Below are 17,335 nucleotides of genomic sequence, written 5' to 3' on the forward strand. Positions count from 1 at the left end.
TAAATTGCCTTAACTCATTGGCTAAGGGCTTAGCAAGAAATATGCATCAAATTATTCAGACACTTTTTTTTATTGGATTTTTTGTTATAGCATTCATTATAGCATTACCTTGTAAGCGTCTCTTTAATATAAGTGACGCGAAAGATCATCAATACAAACATTTAGATGGCATAAGGGCATTAGCTGCATTAAGTGTTGTAGGGTGCCACTCGAATCAATACCTTCTTACTTATTTTGGTATTCCTGGCAGAGCCCTGACTGGGGATCGCATTGGTATTATTGGTGTACAGATTTTTTTTACTTTAACCGCTTACTTATTTACTAAAAAAGCCTTAGAAAATAAACTTAATCCCAATTCTTTTTATATGGCAAGAGTAAGACGAATAGCCCCGCTTTATCTTGTTGTTGCTTCAATAACGGTTATTATGTGTTCTTACCTCTCTCTAAGGGGTTACCAGCTCACTGTAAGAGCACCTAATGATCCCCCAATGCTTCTTAAAGAAATTTTTGATATATTTGCATTTGGTTTTTTAGGTGGGGTGACGCTCAATTTTGGTAGTGTCAATGCTTTGTCCTTTATTGGCATCGCATGGACTTTAAGTTATGAATGGAAATTTTATTTAGTCTTACCTCTCTTATACTCCCTATATCGCCATTCTATGTTAATGGCTACTGTAGTCGTTTTATCTGTTCTTTTATTAGCCTTCCATGATTTTTACGTTTTTACCAATGTGCAATGGCCATTTTTTATCATTGGAAGTTTTAGCGCATGGCTAATTCATCATTATCCGAGTCTAAGCAATTCAAAAATAAAATCCATTTTTGGGGCTTTAGCATTATTAACATTCATCTTTTCTATCTTCACTTCTAATTACTTCGATTACAAACATTTTTTTCTAACAGGTGCTTTGTTTATAAGTATTCTCATAGCACAACCCAGGATATTAGCTTTCAAGCCTTTACTCTTTCTTGGGCAGATAAGCTACAGTATTTATCTTCTTCAATATCTTGTTTTATTCCCCGTTCAGCTCTTTGTCGCAATGCATCCTGCATTAGTCGCTCATTCGATACAAAAATTTATAGTATGTTTTAGTATTGGCGTCATACTAATTCCCGCAGCTACCCTTTCTTATAAATTGATTGAATTGCCTGGGATGGAAGGGACTTTTTGGAGACAATTTGCTTTTATCAAAAATTTAGCGTGGAGAAAACAAAGGTTGCTCGCCGAATAATTAAAACCTGAAATCTTATGAATAATTGAACGAACATGCCTATGAGTATTAACTTAGCCTGGCTGCTTACAACCAGGATTGCAACTTAATCCCTTTTCAATGCAACTAAAATAAAGAACTCAGCAGTACCTTACTGGATACCGCGCATAAAGCGCGGTACGTAGAAGGGTTTAAATGAAAACTGACACCCATCAGGCAAGCTCTCCCAAATAAACACGTTTTAAACCTCTTAAAATTTTTGCTAAGATGATTTCATCTTTTTTTAATGTATCCAAATACTCTTAATGCCTAAGCAATCAATTAAAAAACCCTCATTTTTTGGAATGAATTTTGAAGATGTATTTACTGAAGAAAATATATTTACACAGGATTTAAAGAAAAGTGCATTAACAACAAATCCCACCCCAATTCCTGAAATTGATTTAGTATACGTGCTCGCCGCCAGAACAACTGTTTTAAGCCAGATTGCTGATGTGGAATTAATTCAACAAGGTAAAAGAAAAGAAGAGGAGTTTGATCGTGTAGATGACATTCATCGCATGAAACTTGGTATTGAGATTGCAACGCAAGTATGTGCGCTGCGTGCCGGTAAAATGCCTGAAGAATTAAGCGAAAATGATTACGTCATTCCTATTTTTTATAATGGGAGAAAAATCCATAATGAAGACTTAAAAAGAGCCTTAAGAGATCACAAGCTTCAGAAAAAATTAGGTCGCGAACCACTTCCTTATTATCCGGCGGGATTATTCACAATCGCCCCCCTTTATAATCCCAGGAAAAATAACATAGGTCAAAATACTGTGGCACAAGCGCAATCGTTTCGCCATTACCTCGAACATCACGCTCATAAACACATCGCGGTTGTTTCCAGTGCCTTCCATTTACCCCGCGTCGCCAGAACTTTGGGCCTGGACTCTCCGCAAATGGATGATTCTTTTATGGATCAGGAAGCAGAATTAAGCTCGACTCATTCTCTGAGCGATATACAGTTGTACTTGTATGGTGTACACAAAAATGAAGCGCGAAACGGCATCAAGCTGGATCTTATCGGAGAAAATGATGCCATGCAGAATTATTCTTCTGGCAATAATCCATCGATTTCCAGGGATCTCAGCAGGAATGTATTTTTTACGAATGAGGAGATTCTTGCATATAAAAGTTTGGCTAAAGCCAGATTCTGGAGCAAACATACACAGGGGGGCACTCATCAAATCACTGCAACTGAAGAAAAGACTGAACCCTGTAAGACAAGCTTATAGTTAGTTTCCCCAAGTAACATTCAATTCAGGTAAATCAATTAAATCAAATCGTACATAAACTAAAGTATCTGTCACTGCTCCTGTAACGGGCTTTACACGATTTGATTTCATAATCGATTCAAGTTGATATCCTAAACGCTCTGGAATCTTCTTACTCCGTTCATTATCTATATCACAAGTAATTGTTATTCGTTTTACTTTTAATGCGTGAAAAGCATATTGGGTAATGGCATTTATTGCTTCGGTCATTAATCCCTGCCCCGCATATTTTTTGCGGATCCAATATCCGGTTTCTACACAAGGAACGTCCCAATTTATATCATGAAAACCCGTTGCGCCAATGAAGTCATTGGTTTTTTTATCTAAAATTAATAACATGAGTTCAGGATCTTCCTTTTTTATAAATACCCAATTTGCAGCTTCCCGTCTTACAATTTCTTCAGAGTCGTCTCGTGATGGTTTTTCATTTGCCCAAGGCATAAACATATTTAATAAATCGAAACTCTCTAAAACTGCAGTATTTAACATGATGCCATCACCTCGTTTGGGTGGCCTCAATAAAAGTCTTGGCGTCTCGATTGGTATTGGTAAATCAATTAATGAAGGATTGATTTTTTTCATATCAGAACTCACTCTTAGGAAATTATTTGGCTTTTCTTTTTTAACACAATATTTAAACGACAAAATATATCAACACAAAAAACATGATTTTATTAACCAACAAATTAATAAATATAATTCGTTTGATTGAAAGGCCTTGTTTATTACACGTTCTTTATTTATTAAAGATTGGATAGCAAACAACAGCAAGTAATGCTTATAACATAGGGCATAAAGGCGTATGGTTTGAATCTAAAAATAAAAATTACTTCTTTTCACTCACGGGTTAAGTATGGGAAAACATTCCTTTACCCACTTACGGGAATAAAAATAGTAATCCTTATCAAAAACCCGTTCTGCTAACTACGGATGAAGTTACATCCCTGCGGATAGATCCCTCCATTTTTATTGACCATGCACCAGCGGATCATTCTATATTGGGAAAACACTTAAAAACTTTTAGCGGCTAGTCAGAAATTAAAACGATTCATGTAAATACAAGATGTTGAGATTTTTTATGCCATCGAGCATGAAGAAAGTAAATAAAAGACGCAACTGTTATTTTTAGACATGCCCCAAATAAGAAAGGCCAAACTCCAATTAACCAAGCTTCTTTAGGATTGAAATAAAAACTTAAAAATAAAAACCCACAAAATAAAATTGAGGATTCATTAAAAGAAAAACGACTCCATATCTGTAAGTAATTTTGAGGTTTTGTGAAAGGCAGTAATCGGGGCAATAAAAATGAAGAAATAAGAAATCCAAAATAGTAGCCTGCATAAGGCGCTAAATACCATTTATTATTCGACGCTCCTTCAGCCAAAATCGGAAAACCAAAAGAAGCCAAAATTAAATAGATAAGAATTACTCCCGCAGCCCTTTTCTCTAAAAAGATAACGAGTATTGAAATGCTTAAACTTTGTAATGACATCTCGATAGAGGTTGCAGGAATCGGGAGTTTCTTTAAGGCCATTAATATGACAAATAACAATCCCATTAGGATTAAAAATAAATTAGACCCTTTGTGAGAGGACTTTTTCATTCACCGTTACCTTTTTCAATGCTAAATGTAATCGATTTTAGACTAAGGGAGTTAACATAGAAAGATTAATGAGTAAGATGATTATCGTACCACCATCCGACCTTCCTACGTACCGCGACGGGTTCGCGGTATCCATAGAGGATGTAATGGAAGAAAAGATTCTAAACGCGGCAGAAGATCGTTCTGGATACCGCGCATGAAGCACGGTACGTAGGCAGTGGAGTCAGAAAGGCTGAGGTTTTTTATAATAAATCCCCAGTTTTTTTGCCATCCACCCATTATCGGGAAAAGTTGTTCCCGGTACTTCCCAAATTCCTGTTGCAAAAGCGCCTGCGCCCCATAAAATTGAAAATACATGAGCATCAACAGCTTCTTTTAATTGGTCGGAATTATTATGAGCCCAATTAAAGTTGTTTAAAGTCAAACACTGAATCGCATTTTTACCAGCGCACAAACTATACCCTTTGGATAAATGGGCAATATCGACATTAATCCAGGAAGCAATATTGCTTAAATCCGCTTGCAAGTTTTGGTCACCAAAAAAATACACCGGAGCAGAACCCTCTTCATGAGCTTCTAAAACAGGCTCATTCTGGGTAGGTATATGGGCTGCAGGGATTTGCCATAACATGGCAGGTATATAATTTTTGCCTGCTTGTTGTCCTAATCCTTCACTAATTTGTTTGGTCATTGTTAAAAAATTCTGCCAGGCAACATCATTGTAAAATGTTGCCTGATTCATGAGTAAACTGGGAAATTTACTGCTGTAATCATCAGCGCCATAGCGATCAAAATAAATAAAATCAGGTTTGTATTTATTGGTAAATAATTCAAAACTCTTTAAGTCGGCCAGAACCTTATCAACATAGGGCTGTACAGCAGTTGGGCCCTGATGGATCCACCATCCCCCCTCTGGCACTGCAGAAATATTTTCATGAACGCCAAGTGCGACATGCGGTCCAAAGTATTTGGCCATCCAGTTTTGAGCGTGTAACCAACCATTAAAATTATCTGAGAAATCAGGGAAGTTACTATTTGGGGTTGCCGCGGAACAAAGGGGCATCACATAATCATTAATACACGTGGAAAAAGCTTGGCCCGCAGTATAATTATCCGTTTTCGACTTTAACCATACCAACAAATCAGTTGGAGTACCACGAGCTATTACCTGTTTATTATCCCAGCCATAAGTGCAATTGGGTGTGTTCAAGGCATTGTAGTCCATTTTTTTAGTCATGATGCAATAAGCATTCGAAATCGCTTGACCAACGGGTATGTTTAAAGACTGTACTGTTTCTACACGATTTGTATTCCCGAGGTAGCCAAGCATATCTGGGTTTAATAATATGGTTCCATAGGTTCCTGTATTGCTATATGCATTATCTTCCAACGTTTTAGACAAGAACATGAGATTAAAGAAATGTTTTGTGAGATCGTCTAAATGAGTCACGCTGTCTGTATTCCAGCCTCCGCTGAGTTGCCAGCCGTATTCAACTAAAACAGGATTAACAGGATGGCCGGTATTCGTTTTTATATTTTTGGCCATGTTCATCATATTCCAAATTTTATAAGGGGTTTCTATTTTTCCAGGATCCCCGTCACCTCCTGCACCATTATAGGTAAATACTGAATCAATTCGAATATTAGTCGGTTCTTGCGGCGCTCCATTCGTTATGGTTCCCATGGCTAAGTAATTTGGCCAACCCGAAACCGTAGCCTTATTTTGGGTCTGGCCATAAGAAGGACTTGAGGTGATGAAAAGAAGCAAAAAATTAAGAACCATTTTTTTCATTGAATATTTCCCCAATACTTATTCATTAGAGAAAACAGCAGTGACAAAATATAATTTGTTGATGATTTCACTGAATGAATTAATAATTAAAAAGATTCAAATTATACTATAATTAATCATTTTGATCCAAAAATGATTCTTTTTAAATGCTTACTGTCCCTACACTGGAGATTATCCCGCTCTTTTGCAGTATGTTCTGGCATCCTGATTGCTTGCAACTGAATCTTCTACACATCGCTGAAAAACCAGTCCAGCGCTACTCCCGACGTCTTGGGGGTTACAGGATCCAGAAGATTTGCACTAAAACACTGGACCCCGCGGACAAGCCCTGAACGATCATCAGTTTTTTAAATTTATCATGTACCACTTAAGTTTCTCTACGTACCGCTTAAATTTCTCCACGTACTGCTTTCCTACGTACCGCGCTTTATGCGCGGTATCCAGAACGATATTTTAAGATGCCGCTGAGCATTTCTAGAGCAAGATCCCCTGGATACCGCGCATAAAGCGCGGTACGTAGACGAAGAAATTAAGCGCGGGGCGTAGGGAGAGATAGGATCAATTAAAATTACAAGGTTCTTTCAGAGGTCTTGTTTTCATTAATTGTCTTTTTGAGGATTTCTTTTTTATCTGGCCATTGCTGAATTAATGACTTATTCAACTGGGAACAATGTTCAGCAAACCAAGGCCCTACTTGTACCAAGATCAAAGGTATTTTAGGTTTGATACAGGTTTCAAATTCTTTCCGCGCCTCTTTTTTACACAGATCCTTGTTGTCGAGACAGCTTTTTATAATATCATCAGTTAATTGCTGCCAATTTTCTGGTGGGGCCACTCCCAGAAAGGATTCTGTCATCATTTTTGACAGGATATTTTGACTGATCGATGCGAATTTTTTGGGATCAATTTTTTCTTCGCAAAACTCATGCCGTAAGAGCTCATTGATTTGTTTCCCAATCTGTTCAACTTCATTCATATTAAAACATGGGGTTAAGTTAGTACCCGATTGCGGTGCAGCATTTGCAGTGAGTAAATTGCTGCTTAAACCAAGAACTAAACCAATTAATATCCTTATCATGTCTTCATCCTTAATCGTTTCCTTAATGAAAATAAATATAGAAGAAAAATCAGGAACATTCTATTTCGGGTAGCTCCTGATCGCACGCAATCAGGGTACGTTTCTGATGAGGTATTCATCTCCATACATCAGATTTTAGATATTAAATGTTGGATATTTATGCATTTTTAAAAATTATATTGGTTTCATAAGCATGGATATCAAGATTAAAGCCAATTACTTCAACACTCTAAATTACAATTCAGAAGAAGCTTTCATCTCCTGAGATTCAAGATATTTCATCAGTGAGGTATAGCGTGGTGAAACATAACTTAAAGAATGCATTTTAGAAGATTGAAAGAAAGAGTGATGATGCACATCTCCTTTATTTAAAATTAATTCTACCTCTTTATCTAATTTCATTTCCGTTTCATGCCAACCGGATGCATCATGCACTAACATGGGTAAGGCGGTAGCCTTAGAAGATAACGCCTGATTTAATTGACGGCTGTATACTCTTAACTGGAATCTTAAAGGGTCAGCTAAACACGTTTCAGCGCTATAACCTAAGGTATATAACTTATTTGTTTCTTTGGGCGTTACGCCTGGAGTAGCAATTTCTTTAAAATCATTAAAAGAAAAAACCTGAGGTACTTTTTTTAAATAATTATAAACTACAGTCCCTTCATTGCTCTCAACAACCCTATGTTTACCGGATGAGGGAACCTCAGAAAAACCCATTTTATCCAAGGCCTTCAGAATTTTTTGATCAAGCTCCCCCTTACCCGATTTTTTTATTAAATCAATGGTAAATTCGCCATCCATAAGAGCAACTTCACCCATAATGAATGATAAATCAGTATCTGAATCAACATGAGTTAAACTGACATTGCCTTTTTTATCAGCAATAATTATTGCCACACATCCTTCTAACCCGACGGTAGCTGGGAATCCTTTTTGAGCCGCCATTTTTCTCACTGTTTCATTTTGCCCCGCAATCCACATCACTCTAGGCTCACGTTCAGTCATTTTATTTTCATACATTTTTATCTTCTCATAAAATTATTTAGATATGCTTAAGCATACTCAACCTAGCTTTTAATTTATTCATTATAGATAAAAATAAATCTCATATAAACCTGAATTCAATTCCCTAGTTGCTTATTCTGGTCTGCTACCAATTTGAGGCGACCCGTTCGAAAGAAAAGGAAACATACTTACCAGAATAAGTACACAGTGGCATAAAAAATCAATACGTTGGCGCGGTACATGATGGCTCAGAAAACAATCATATCCAGCATTTCGCATGGGTTCCAGCTAACTGGTAAACTCATCTGCGGAAGGAGGGTTAGATGACCACAACATTTTTATTTTAAAATTACCATGCCCAGGATCAGACGATATCGCTAAACTGCCATCTTCCAAGGTCTTAAGGCTGAACGTAATTTTGAGTTCCTTGGGTTTCTTCTTTGTCGGTATTTTATCGACTGAATCAACAAAGGTACGAATGACTTCGGGTAAGACGGATAAAGAGTCTTTGAAATTACCGCTCCCTTCTCCAGTGCTTCCTTCTTCTACTTCAATGAGAATAGAAGTATTGCTTCCAGCAAATGATTTATATTTAGGCATTGTCGTCGTCATCCTCAGTAGTTCCGGCTTCAAGATCCGGCAATTCCATGTCACTTTGCAACCATACAAGTGTGGTTGGAACCTTAAACATCCAGGCCTCAGGGTCATCTGGTGCGATGACTATATCCTCATTGATATCACCAATCATACTTTCATTTTGTAATTCAGCAACGTACTCTTTATAGAGTTTAAATTCTGCATCTGTATTATCTTCTACACCCGGGGCAACAATCGTTCCGGAGGGGTCAGGCGGATCAAATTGCGGCATATCACCTCCAGGCCACATTTTACCGGTCAGTTGGTAAAAGAGGACTGCTTTGGTTGCCTCAATACGAACAGGGACAAGCACTCGGGCAGCACCAGCACGTAAAAAATCTGCAAACAAGGGGTCGTTATCTTTAATTGGATAAATATCAAGCCAATATTTTTTCCTCCCCCAGTAATAGGGATAAAACTCATAGCTCATGTTCTTCCAATCAAAGGATTGTTCCAAAAATTGAATTTCCGGAGTCATTTCCAAAGCATTATCTACATGAATTTCCGGATAATTATTTGGGACATTAGCATTGGTATTGTGAGTTATTCCGGGTACGGCATTGTATTTAAAACCGGTCCACAGGGTAATACATCCTTTTTTTAGTTCTTCTCTTTCAATTGTACGATTAAGAAGTGGATTGTTTCCTCCAATTTCAACACCCTCTTGCACCTGTGCTGCTGCAAGGCGTTCTTCATATTCAAGTCTTTTTTTGTTGTAGGCAGCAATAATCGTTTGATATGTTTTAAGCCGCCATTCATCTTCATATTCCTGGGTTAATTTGCAAACAATCGCAATACTTATCATCAAAGAACCAATTCCATGCCCCCGCACACCAACAGGAAACATGCCGCTGATCGCGGGTATGCTTACCCCATTTGAAGTGGACTCCTTCTCATCACGACTGAGCACATGTACCGAGCGGTGGATTGAAAAGCGATAAACGTCTCCTGCTCCTCCAAAGGTATAATACCAAGAGCTGCTGCCGTAAACGTATCCGGGAGGAATTTCCCATTCATTGTCTGTGAACACCCATTGTTCTTCTGACTTTAATTCACGTCCTATGACCCGAGAAGCAATTATTTCTTTTCTCGGCGGGGGGGCTATCCCATCCGCACCATAGCTTTGAGCTAAAGCAAGGTAGTTGGTACGGGTAATATGGTGAGGACCTAACGGTTCATTTGTAACTGGGTCGGCTGGTGGCAAGGGTTCTTCAGGCAGTATTTCATTATCAAGCGTATGGTGGCGTGAAAAAATATAAAATGCAGCAGGCTCAGGTATCATAAATTCATAATATAAACGTTTTCCATAGTTCACTACTTTGGCCCGGTAATATTTATCAACCCAGCGATAAATACCACTTTTATTTTCGCCGTCCGTATTCTCAAACTGATGATAATTTTTTTCTTCAAATTCATCTAAAGTTCGGATGACGCGTTCCTCCCGAACACGTTCAACCAAGCTCTCTAAGGAGTGTTCCACCACTTCCTTGGCGTAATTGATTGCATTAAGATCAGATTCGGTTTTAGAGTTGCTTGTAGAAAATTGTGTTGAGACACCGATTTGCACGGGTCCAAACCCAGCCGAAATTTCGGCACCTATCTGAAACCGTGTTTCAGATTGAATGGTTTTTTGAGTTTCCTGCTGCATCTCAAATCGCTCGGTCGTTTGTAGATCCCGTTTACTCTCTTCCGTGCGTTCAAACTCACTGGTAATCGTTTCTTCTGTTTGTCGTAAACGCCGATGATGACGGCCACGGCTTTCGGTCGCCATAACATTCTCGATATGAGCAACTTCTCCTGCAGCATAGCGAACGAGCGTTTGCTTCACTACTTTTAAATCGGCAATGCCAATGGGTTTAATCTTTGATTTGGTCATTTGATGCATCCTTTCTTCGTACTATTACAGGGACACCCCTAACCAAGGTAACTCGTTTTGTATACTCTAATTTAAAAACTTCACTCTCCAGTTCCGCTTCTTGTCTTTCTAATAAAGAACTGAGTTGGGTTGCGTCATGCGTATCCAAAGAGATACCCAAATGTTCCAAAGTCTTTGCCGCATCGCTGCCAATTTCTTTAGCCGTTAGGATCCAGGGTGCTTTTCGAGTGCTGGTTGAGCCCCCAGAATCTGGAATAGGTTTGGTTTTTTCTGATTCTTCTTTTTCGGTAACTTCAGCCAGTTTGGCATGAAATACTTTGACGATTTGTGCGCGCGTAGCTTGCAATTGTGCGATTGTCTTTCTTGTCTCAGCAATTTTAGTGCTGATGCTCGCAGGGATTGAACTACTGCCTGTATGCTGCTCCGATTCTTCGGTATCTTCCGTTTTTACTGCCCGCACCAATTGATTGGGCACGGCAAAAGACCACTTATTAAAACCATCGATTAAATCCTTAAATTCATCTCCAGCCACCAGCCGTTCTAAAAAATGCCAGAATCTAAGCCAGAATTCGAGTACAGGACGATCTTGAGCGCGTCTCGTGATTAAGGCAATATTACTGTAATAACTATGCCATAATTGTTCTTTGAGCTGCTTAAATTCCTTACCCCCTACAAAATGTTCCAAGGAATTAAAACTCGAATTAATTTGTTTTAATAAAGGAGTAAAAAAGGATTTAAATTGGGCTTCGTTTTCAGAGATTTTTAAAAGACGCTGAATTTCTGCCTGTCGCGCTAAAAAAGGTTGCCAATTGGGCGAACGCAGAAAATAAGTGGATGAATCCATAAAATCATTGGAAACACGACGCCGTGCGTCGTCCAAAGAAACATCATTTGTGGCGAGCCCTGTTATGCGATTCACCCATTGATGACTTTCAAAATTAATGGTCCGCCCTGGGGTTGATTCCTCAACTTCAGGATTTCTTATTACAGCAAATTTGAATAAAATTTCTGTTTTCATCATTTTGATTTATGTCTCATCCTGAGACTTTATAGTCCATAATAAAACAGTATAGTTCTTGAACAGAATTTTTCAAACAACAGGATAAGGATATGAGTGTTTACGAAAATTTCTCTGCCGAAATAAGTAACCATAAAATCAAATTGATTTTTACCTATATTTTAAGCGGGAAAAAACTGGTTATCGAACTCAGTGATTTACGTGGCACACAGGCTAAAGGACGAATGCCTGCTCATTATCAATATTTGGAACCCACATCTGAGCGACCTTATGCTATTTTTAAACTCATAGCGGGACCTGGAGTAAGTATTACGCTCAACGGATATCCACCCGAGCCTTATGCACCCAGTTCATTTTACCCTTTGGTTGAGATCATTAGAGTACAAGATCCCGAACTCGTACCCATCATTGGCACTGATTTTAATACCCATAACCTGCTTGGTGAATTCCAGGTAAATCCACCTGAACCTCCGCAAGGCAAAGATGTTGGGGATCTTAGAAAATGGTATCTGTATTCAATTCCCCCCAGTAATTTTTTTATGCTTTCACCGCTTAATAATGGAATTATTATTCGCCACCTACAATCGAAGCAGGATTTGATTGTTACCGTACCTCGTCATAGCGGTGATATAGAATTTTTAGATTTATTAAACCAGGTTGATCAAATACATTCAGATGCACAATTTGCGTTCCAGATTAATGCAGAAGGAAGCATAGATGCCCGGCGCGGAAATAAATTCAGTAATCTTCCATTGCTTGAAATAGTGAAGACACCCGCGGTTAAGGTCGAATTGGTACGAGAACCCATTTATTATACTCCTGGCAACGTATTACTCGGTGGCAAAAAAACCTCAAGTGCAGTGAATTTTTTTGAAATTTATGAAACAGAAAAAATAGCGAATGTACCCATGCAAGGGCTGAAATTTAATGAGATCAAATCCTATTGGCAACGTCTTAATCCAAAATCAATTCCAATTATTCAACCCATAGTGCTTAGTCCTGAACTAACGGCCATCGATTTAGCCGTTCGTTTTGTACCCGCTATAGGCGATGTAGTTGATATTGCTGAATTTACTAAAGGTTTGTACAGCGGTCGTGATTTATATGGCCGAAAATTATCGAGTACAGAAATTGCAATACTGGGTATCGGAGCGTTGCTTCCATTTGCGGCAAGCGGGGCTGCCCGCAGTGTGTCGATATTAAGACGTTCTTTTGGCCGTAGGGCAGAAAAAACGGCGCGATTACTTGAAAAAATAAAAAAAGGGGGAATCAATGCGGAAGATGCAAAACTGATTCGCGAAACTGAAAAGAGAATTAAAAAAGGACTAGCAGCTACAGTACAACAAGTAGAGGAACTGAGTAGAATCTATAAAAAAATTAAAAGCGAACCACCTACTGTTGATGATCTGCTTAATGTGGACGGTACGGGATTTATGCATGCTGAGTTACAAGAGGCTTATCGCGCCTACACAAAAGGTAAATCAAACCCAGAAAGCCCCCGCAAATGGGCCCTGGGTAAAACGCGCAATCCTGAAGCAATCAAATTACTTAAAGGTTTTTTAGGCAGCGACTATATAAGGCGCGCCAAATATAAACTAAGACAAACACAGCATCTTATTAATAATTTTGAGGTTCCACGGCCAATGGACCTGTCTGATGACGAAGCCATGCAATTGTTAGCGAAGTTCTTTAAGCAACCCCAAAAACTTACAGAACGACTTGAAGATTTTTTTCCAACTACCTTTGCTGGCATTAACCCTAAAGATGTATTAAAAACTTATCGAATTCGCACAGCCACTGTCACTCAGGGAAGTTTCAATGTTCTTAAAGGCAATTTAGCTGAAATACTTTCAAAGGAAATCAAACTCAAACATCTGGATGAAATTCGCAAAACCGTACCCGATGCCAAGCTGATTAGCGGTCTTAAAATTCAATTAATGGAAAATGGGAAACTCAATCCAGAAAAATTATTTGCTGATGATGTCATCGCTGTCATGGAAAAGGGTAATTTAAAAATTCTCAAATTGTATGAGGTAAAATCAGGTTATCGAGGGGGGCACGAAGCAACCGAACAGATTTTTGATTGGATAGAAGGACGTCTGCCTCACGCCGAAGGCAGTAGGCTGCTTCTGCCCAATGGCCAACATTTTACCTACGATCCGGGCAGCATGGGTAAAGGTCGGGTCATTGGACTAAACAACGCCCCTCGTTGCATTATAACCGCTAAAGGAGCTTCGCATTTAGGGGTTGATTCCAGCATGCAAGTGGCTGCGAGAACGGAGCGTATCGAACTTGAAATAACCTCAGCACAAATGGAAGAAAAGTTAAAAAAGCAATTTTTCACTGAATATCTTGAAGAAGTTGCGCGCAAGAAACAGTTAGCTGATTTTAGTGAGGAATTTATGGATGAATTAGCGAGTAGAAAGATAAGAACCGAGTTCAGTAAAGAATATCAGGACCAATTGGCACGTAAAAAATCAACTGAAATCTTGGTAGATATTATTCCGACACCGCAAGTGGAATACCTTGAAGAGGTGACCTCGTCCCAACTTGATTATCTTGTTGCAGAAATTTTCAGCAAGGTCACAATAAAATAAAGCAGGACACACTTTGGTTCCCAAACCTGCAAATTCCGTATCCAGCTGAATTAACGAGATATAATGTCGGTATCATCCGATTTTATTCCGCGAGTAGAATCACCCTCGTGACGAAGACCGCAGAAATCCTTGGCCTGTTCCTTTAAACAGTGTGCTTGACTAAGCTTTTTTTGCAAAAACCGACTGGTATTGATGGCTTCTTTCGAATTGTCATGTAACCAATAAGCCATAGTCATTAGAAAAATGAGCGTCAACCCCGTCTCTTCAATGGCGCGGTGGTAATAAGTTGCTGAGCGTTTGGCTGCCTCCCGCCACCATTGTACGGTCCTGCTCACTCGCAAAAGCGCAGGAAATTGCACATGAAGATGCCCCATCTCAAGTTGTGACCAAAGCATTTGTCGCACCACATTGCGATTGCTTTGCAGCACGTGAAACCAAGACATTAAGAGTTTATGCAACCGCTCTGGGGTGTTGAGTTCCATCATTTCTGTCTGCTCTGCCATGGTTAGCATTGCTTTGTCCGCCCTATCGAAAAAAGCATCTACTAATTCATTTTTTTCACGGAAACAATAACGAATATCCTCTAGATTAACGTTAAGCCGCTTGGCAATCTCAAATAACCTCACATTCTCCCATGAGGTTTGTTCAGCAAGAGAGAGCGCAGCATTCACAATTTCATCCACAGTCAGTTGTACTTTTTTCATGGTTAAAATCCTTTCCTCAAACTCTATACTCAGTGGAGGTATTTGCTTTTTATTAGGTTATGACTAAGATGGGGGGTTGGGGGCATCATGAATTTGTAATCCCTCAAATAAGTCGAGCACTGGTGGAGCATCCCTAACTGCCCATCTCATGCTTTGAGCATGAGTAGCTACCTCGCGAGATAGAACGTTTGCAATGATAACACCAGGTACACCAGTAAACATGGGATCTATCCCTTCTTGAGCACATTTAGCTTCGTAATCCTCAATCGCTAATCTCAGGATTACGACTTGGTCGGCAACTTGCTCTTCAATGTCTTCTGGACGTGCTTGTTGGAGGTCTGTTCCGCTTTTTTCTTTTCTTCTTAATTGGTTCACAACATTTGCCATAAATTCTATATCTAATTTATGGGGTCTCTCTTCACGACCCTCTGGAACGTTTTCCCCGTAACCTAACGTAATTTCAGTAGCTTCTTCGTGACGATCTTTAAGATAACGAGTAAGCAGGCCTCCAACTTGGTTCGATGTTTGTTCTATCCAGTCTTTTGAAATATTCATAAAGCATCCACGCAAAATCATTTTTCCTGCATTATTGGGGCCAATTATATGTTCAGGTTGGATTCGACTAGGCATAACTGCATCCCTATAGTTATGTATTTAGTAAAAGTATAGGGATGATTTAAAAGAAATCAAACTGCTCTCTTTTGTTTCTTTTTAAGTTTTTCAAATAAAATCAGGGTTATGCGCTAAGGGATCAAAAAGTAAATTAGAGGGCATATTTCCCATTGACTGTTTGGTAAGAACATTTCAATAAAGAAATACGCCATAAGGTTCCTAGACTTATGAAAAAGACTTATGGGGATCAATAACAAATTTTTTCGGCGCCCCATGGTCAAATTCAACATAAGCACGAGGTGCTTCATCTAAAGTAATCACTGAAACATTGACAGCCTTTGCTATTGGAAGCCGGTCGTTTAAAATAGCCATCATTAAACCATAATTATATTTCATTACCGGCGTCTGGCCTGTAGCAAATGACAGTGATTTTGCCCAACCCGTCCCAAGGTGCAAATTCAAAATACCTTTTTTTGCAGCTTTATCGACAGCTCCTGGATCTGCTGTGACATATAAACCAGGAATCCCAATGGCGCCAGCCGCCCGGGTTACGTCCATCAATTGATTGAGCACCACAGCAGGTTCCTCAATCGTTTTTCCATCCGCATCATGACCTCTCGCTTCAAACCCAACGCAATCAATAGCGGAGTCGACTTCAGGTACTCCTAAAATTTGCTGGATTTGTTCGCGCATAGATACGTCCAGGGAGGGATTAACCGTTTGACAGCCAAAGCTTGTGGCATGAGCTAACCGCTCTTCATTAACATCACAAATAATCACAACAGCTGCGCCAAGGAAAAATGCAGAAGCAGCTGCAGCAAGACCAACAGGACCCGCACCGGATATAAATACAGTTGATCCTGATTTAACACCCGCTTTGATACAACCATGATAACCTGTTGGTAAGATATCAGAAAGACACGTTAAATCACGAATTTTTGCTAAAGCCTGATCTTTATCAGGAAATTTTAATAAATTAAAATCTGCATACGGAATCATGACATATTCTGCTTGACCACCAATCCAGCCTCCCAGGTCGACATAGCCATAAGCACCTCCAGCACGCGAATCATTTACATTGAGACATACATCCGTGAATTGTTCCTTGCAATTTTTACAACGTCCACAGGCAACATTAAAGGGAACGGAACAAAGATCACCTACCTTTATAAACTCGACATCAGATCCTGCTTCAATCACTTCACCTGTAATCTCATGACCTAAAATCATTCCTACTGGCGCTGTCGTTCTTCCTCTCACCATGTGTTGATCACTACCACAAATATTAGTAGATATCACTTTGAGTAGTACTGCATGATTAATTTTTTTCCCTTTAGGATTAACAAATTTTGGGAAATCGATTGCATCCACCTTAACCGTTCCTTTACCGGTATAAATAACACCTCGATTTGTTTGCATTCCATGCTCCTTAAAAATTAGGTAGAAACTTTTTTCTGACAAGAATCGAATCAAACACCTTCGGCTACTCATTTAATTTTAGCTCTTCTTGTCTTATTTTCCTGGCTAAACTTAGATGTACCTTGTAAATGAATCCCTGCCTACGCAGCCATGACGTCTTTTTTTAGCCCTGTAGGCTGTAGAATACGTATTTTTTCTGTTTGTGAAGATCGCTCACCCTTTATGCACAGTATCCAGCCTGGCCTTCATGCTGGATGCAATGCATATGGCGAGTAGGGTAAATAACATGATATAAAATCAAAATACCTGCATATCGAAATATCAAAAAGCCTACGTTCCGCGCTTTATGCGCGGAATCCAGCTCCAGTCTTCAATACACAATCGACTGGATGCCGTGCTTAAAGCACGTCAAGTAGATAAAAAAGATAATTATTGCACTCAGTGTACTAAGATATATATATA

General features: G+C 39.2%; 14 protein-coding genes. 3 read left to right on the forward strand and 11 right to left on the reverse strand.

Annotated elements, in window-relative coordinates:
* The first annotated feature begins 41 nt into the window (after positions 1-41).
* The gene (locus LXO92_RS00885; RefSeq protein WP_232890161.1) at positions 42-1,232 is read left to right on the forward strand and encodes an acyltransferase family protein; all 1,191 of its coding nucleotides are present in this window, start codon (positions 42-44) and stop codon (positions 1,230-1,232) included.
* A 284-nt stretch (positions 1,233-1,516) separates the two neighbouring features.
* Entirely contained in the window at positions 1,517-2,491 is a 975-nt protein-coding gene (locus tag LXO92_RS00890; RefSeq protein WP_182350873.1) for a hypothetical protein, read from the forward strand.
* Here LXO92_RS00890 and LXO92_RS00895 read toward each other — a convergent pair whose 3' ends face one another.
* The 8 genes from LXO92_RS00895 to LXO92_RS00930 all read right to left on the reverse strand — a co-directional run bounded on the left by LXO92_RS00895 (position 2,492) and on the right by LXO92_RS00930 (position 11,544).
* Positions 2,492-3,112 (reverse strand): GNAT family N-acetyltransferase, encoded by a 621-nt coding sequence (locus LXO92_RS00895; protein ID WP_182350874.1) that lies wholly within the window; start codon positions 3,110-3,112, stop codon positions 2,492-2,494.
* Between the two features lie 466 nt (positions 3,113-3,578).
* Positions 3,579-4,133, reverse strand: a complete 555-nt coding sequence (locus LXO92_RS00900; RefSeq protein WP_232890162.1) for a biotin transporter BioY — start codon at positions 4,131-4,133, stop codon at positions 3,579-3,581.
* A gap of 223 nt (positions 4,134-4,356) precedes the next feature.
* Positions 4,357-5,925: a hypothetical protein gene (locus tag LXO92_RS00905; RefSeq protein WP_232890164.1), complete on the reverse strand. Its 1,569-nt coding sequence runs from the start codon at positions 5,923-5,925 to the stop codon at positions 4,357-4,359.
* Between the two features lie 568 nt (positions 5,926-6,493).
* Complete coding sequence (locus LXO92_RS00910; protein WP_232890166.1) at positions 6,494-7,003, reverse strand: hypothetical protein; 510 nt, start codon at positions 7,001-7,003, stop codon at positions 6,494-6,496.
* A 234-nt stretch (positions 7,004-7,237) separates the two neighbouring features.
* Complete coding sequence (locus LXO92_RS00915) at positions 7,238-8,026, reverse strand: hypothetical protein (protein ID WP_232890168.1); 789 nt, start codon at positions 8,024-8,026, stop codon at positions 7,238-7,240.
* 273 nt (positions 8,027-8,299) lie between these two features.
* Positions 8,300-8,611, reverse strand: coding sequence for a CU044_2847 family protein (locus LXO92_RS00920; protein ID WP_182350879.1), 312 nt, complete (start codon positions 8,609-8,611; stop codon positions 8,300-8,302).
* The gene (locus LXO92_RS00925) at positions 8,604-10,523 is read right to left on the reverse strand and encodes a hypothetical protein (protein WP_232890170.1); all 1,920 of its coding nucleotides are present in this window, start codon (positions 10,521-10,523) and stop codon (positions 8,604-8,606) included. Before LXO92_RS00925 ends, LXO92_RS00920 begins: the two co-directional genes overlap by 8 nt.
* Positions 10,504-11,544, reverse strand: coding sequence for a hypothetical protein (locus LXO92_RS00930; protein WP_182350881.1), 1,041 nt, complete (start codon positions 11,542-11,544; stop codon positions 10,504-10,506). The genes LXO92_RS00925 and LXO92_RS00930 overlap by 20 nt, the downstream gene beginning before the upstream one ends.
* Positions 11,545-11,633: 89 nt before the next feature.
* Between LXO92_RS00930 and LXO92_RS00935 the strand changes: the two genes are divergently transcribed.
* On the forward strand, positions 11,634-14,138 hold the full coding sequence (locus LXO92_RS00935; protein ID WP_182350882.1) for a hypothetical protein: 2,505 nt from the start codon (positions 11,634-11,636) through the stop codon (positions 14,136-14,138).
* A gap of 50 nt (positions 14,139-14,188) precedes the next feature.
* On the opposite strand, the gene LXO92_RS00940 is transcribed toward LXO92_RS00935, so the two are convergent.
* From LXO92_RS00940 to fdhA, 3 genes are all read right to left on the reverse strand, one after another.
* The gene (locus LXO92_RS00940) at positions 14,189-14,842 is read right to left on the reverse strand and encodes a TetR/AcrR family transcriptional regulator (RefSeq protein ID WP_182350883.1); all 654 of its coding nucleotides are present in this window, start codon (positions 14,840-14,842) and stop codon (positions 14,189-14,191) included.
* A gap of 63 nt (positions 14,843-14,905) precedes the next feature.
* A complete protein-coding gene (locus LXO92_RS00945) occupies positions 14,906-15,472 on the reverse strand; it encodes a hypothetical protein (RefSeq protein WP_182350884.1) in 567 nt (188 codons plus the stop codon).
* A 207-nt stretch (positions 15,473-15,679) separates the two neighbouring features.
* A complete protein-coding gene (gene fdhA / locus LXO92_RS00950; RefSeq protein WP_182350885.1) occupies positions 15,680-16,873 on the reverse strand; it encodes a formaldehyde dehydrogenase, glutathione-independent in 1,194 nt (397 codons plus the stop codon).
* Between the last annotated feature and the right edge of the window lie 462 nt (positions 16,874-17,335).

The sequence above is a fragment of the Legionella resiliens genome (assembly GCF_021344005.1).
In the GTDB taxonomy this organism is placed as follows: domain Bacteria; phylum Pseudomonadota; class Gammaproteobacteria; order Legionellales; family Legionellaceae; genus Legionella; species Legionella resiliens.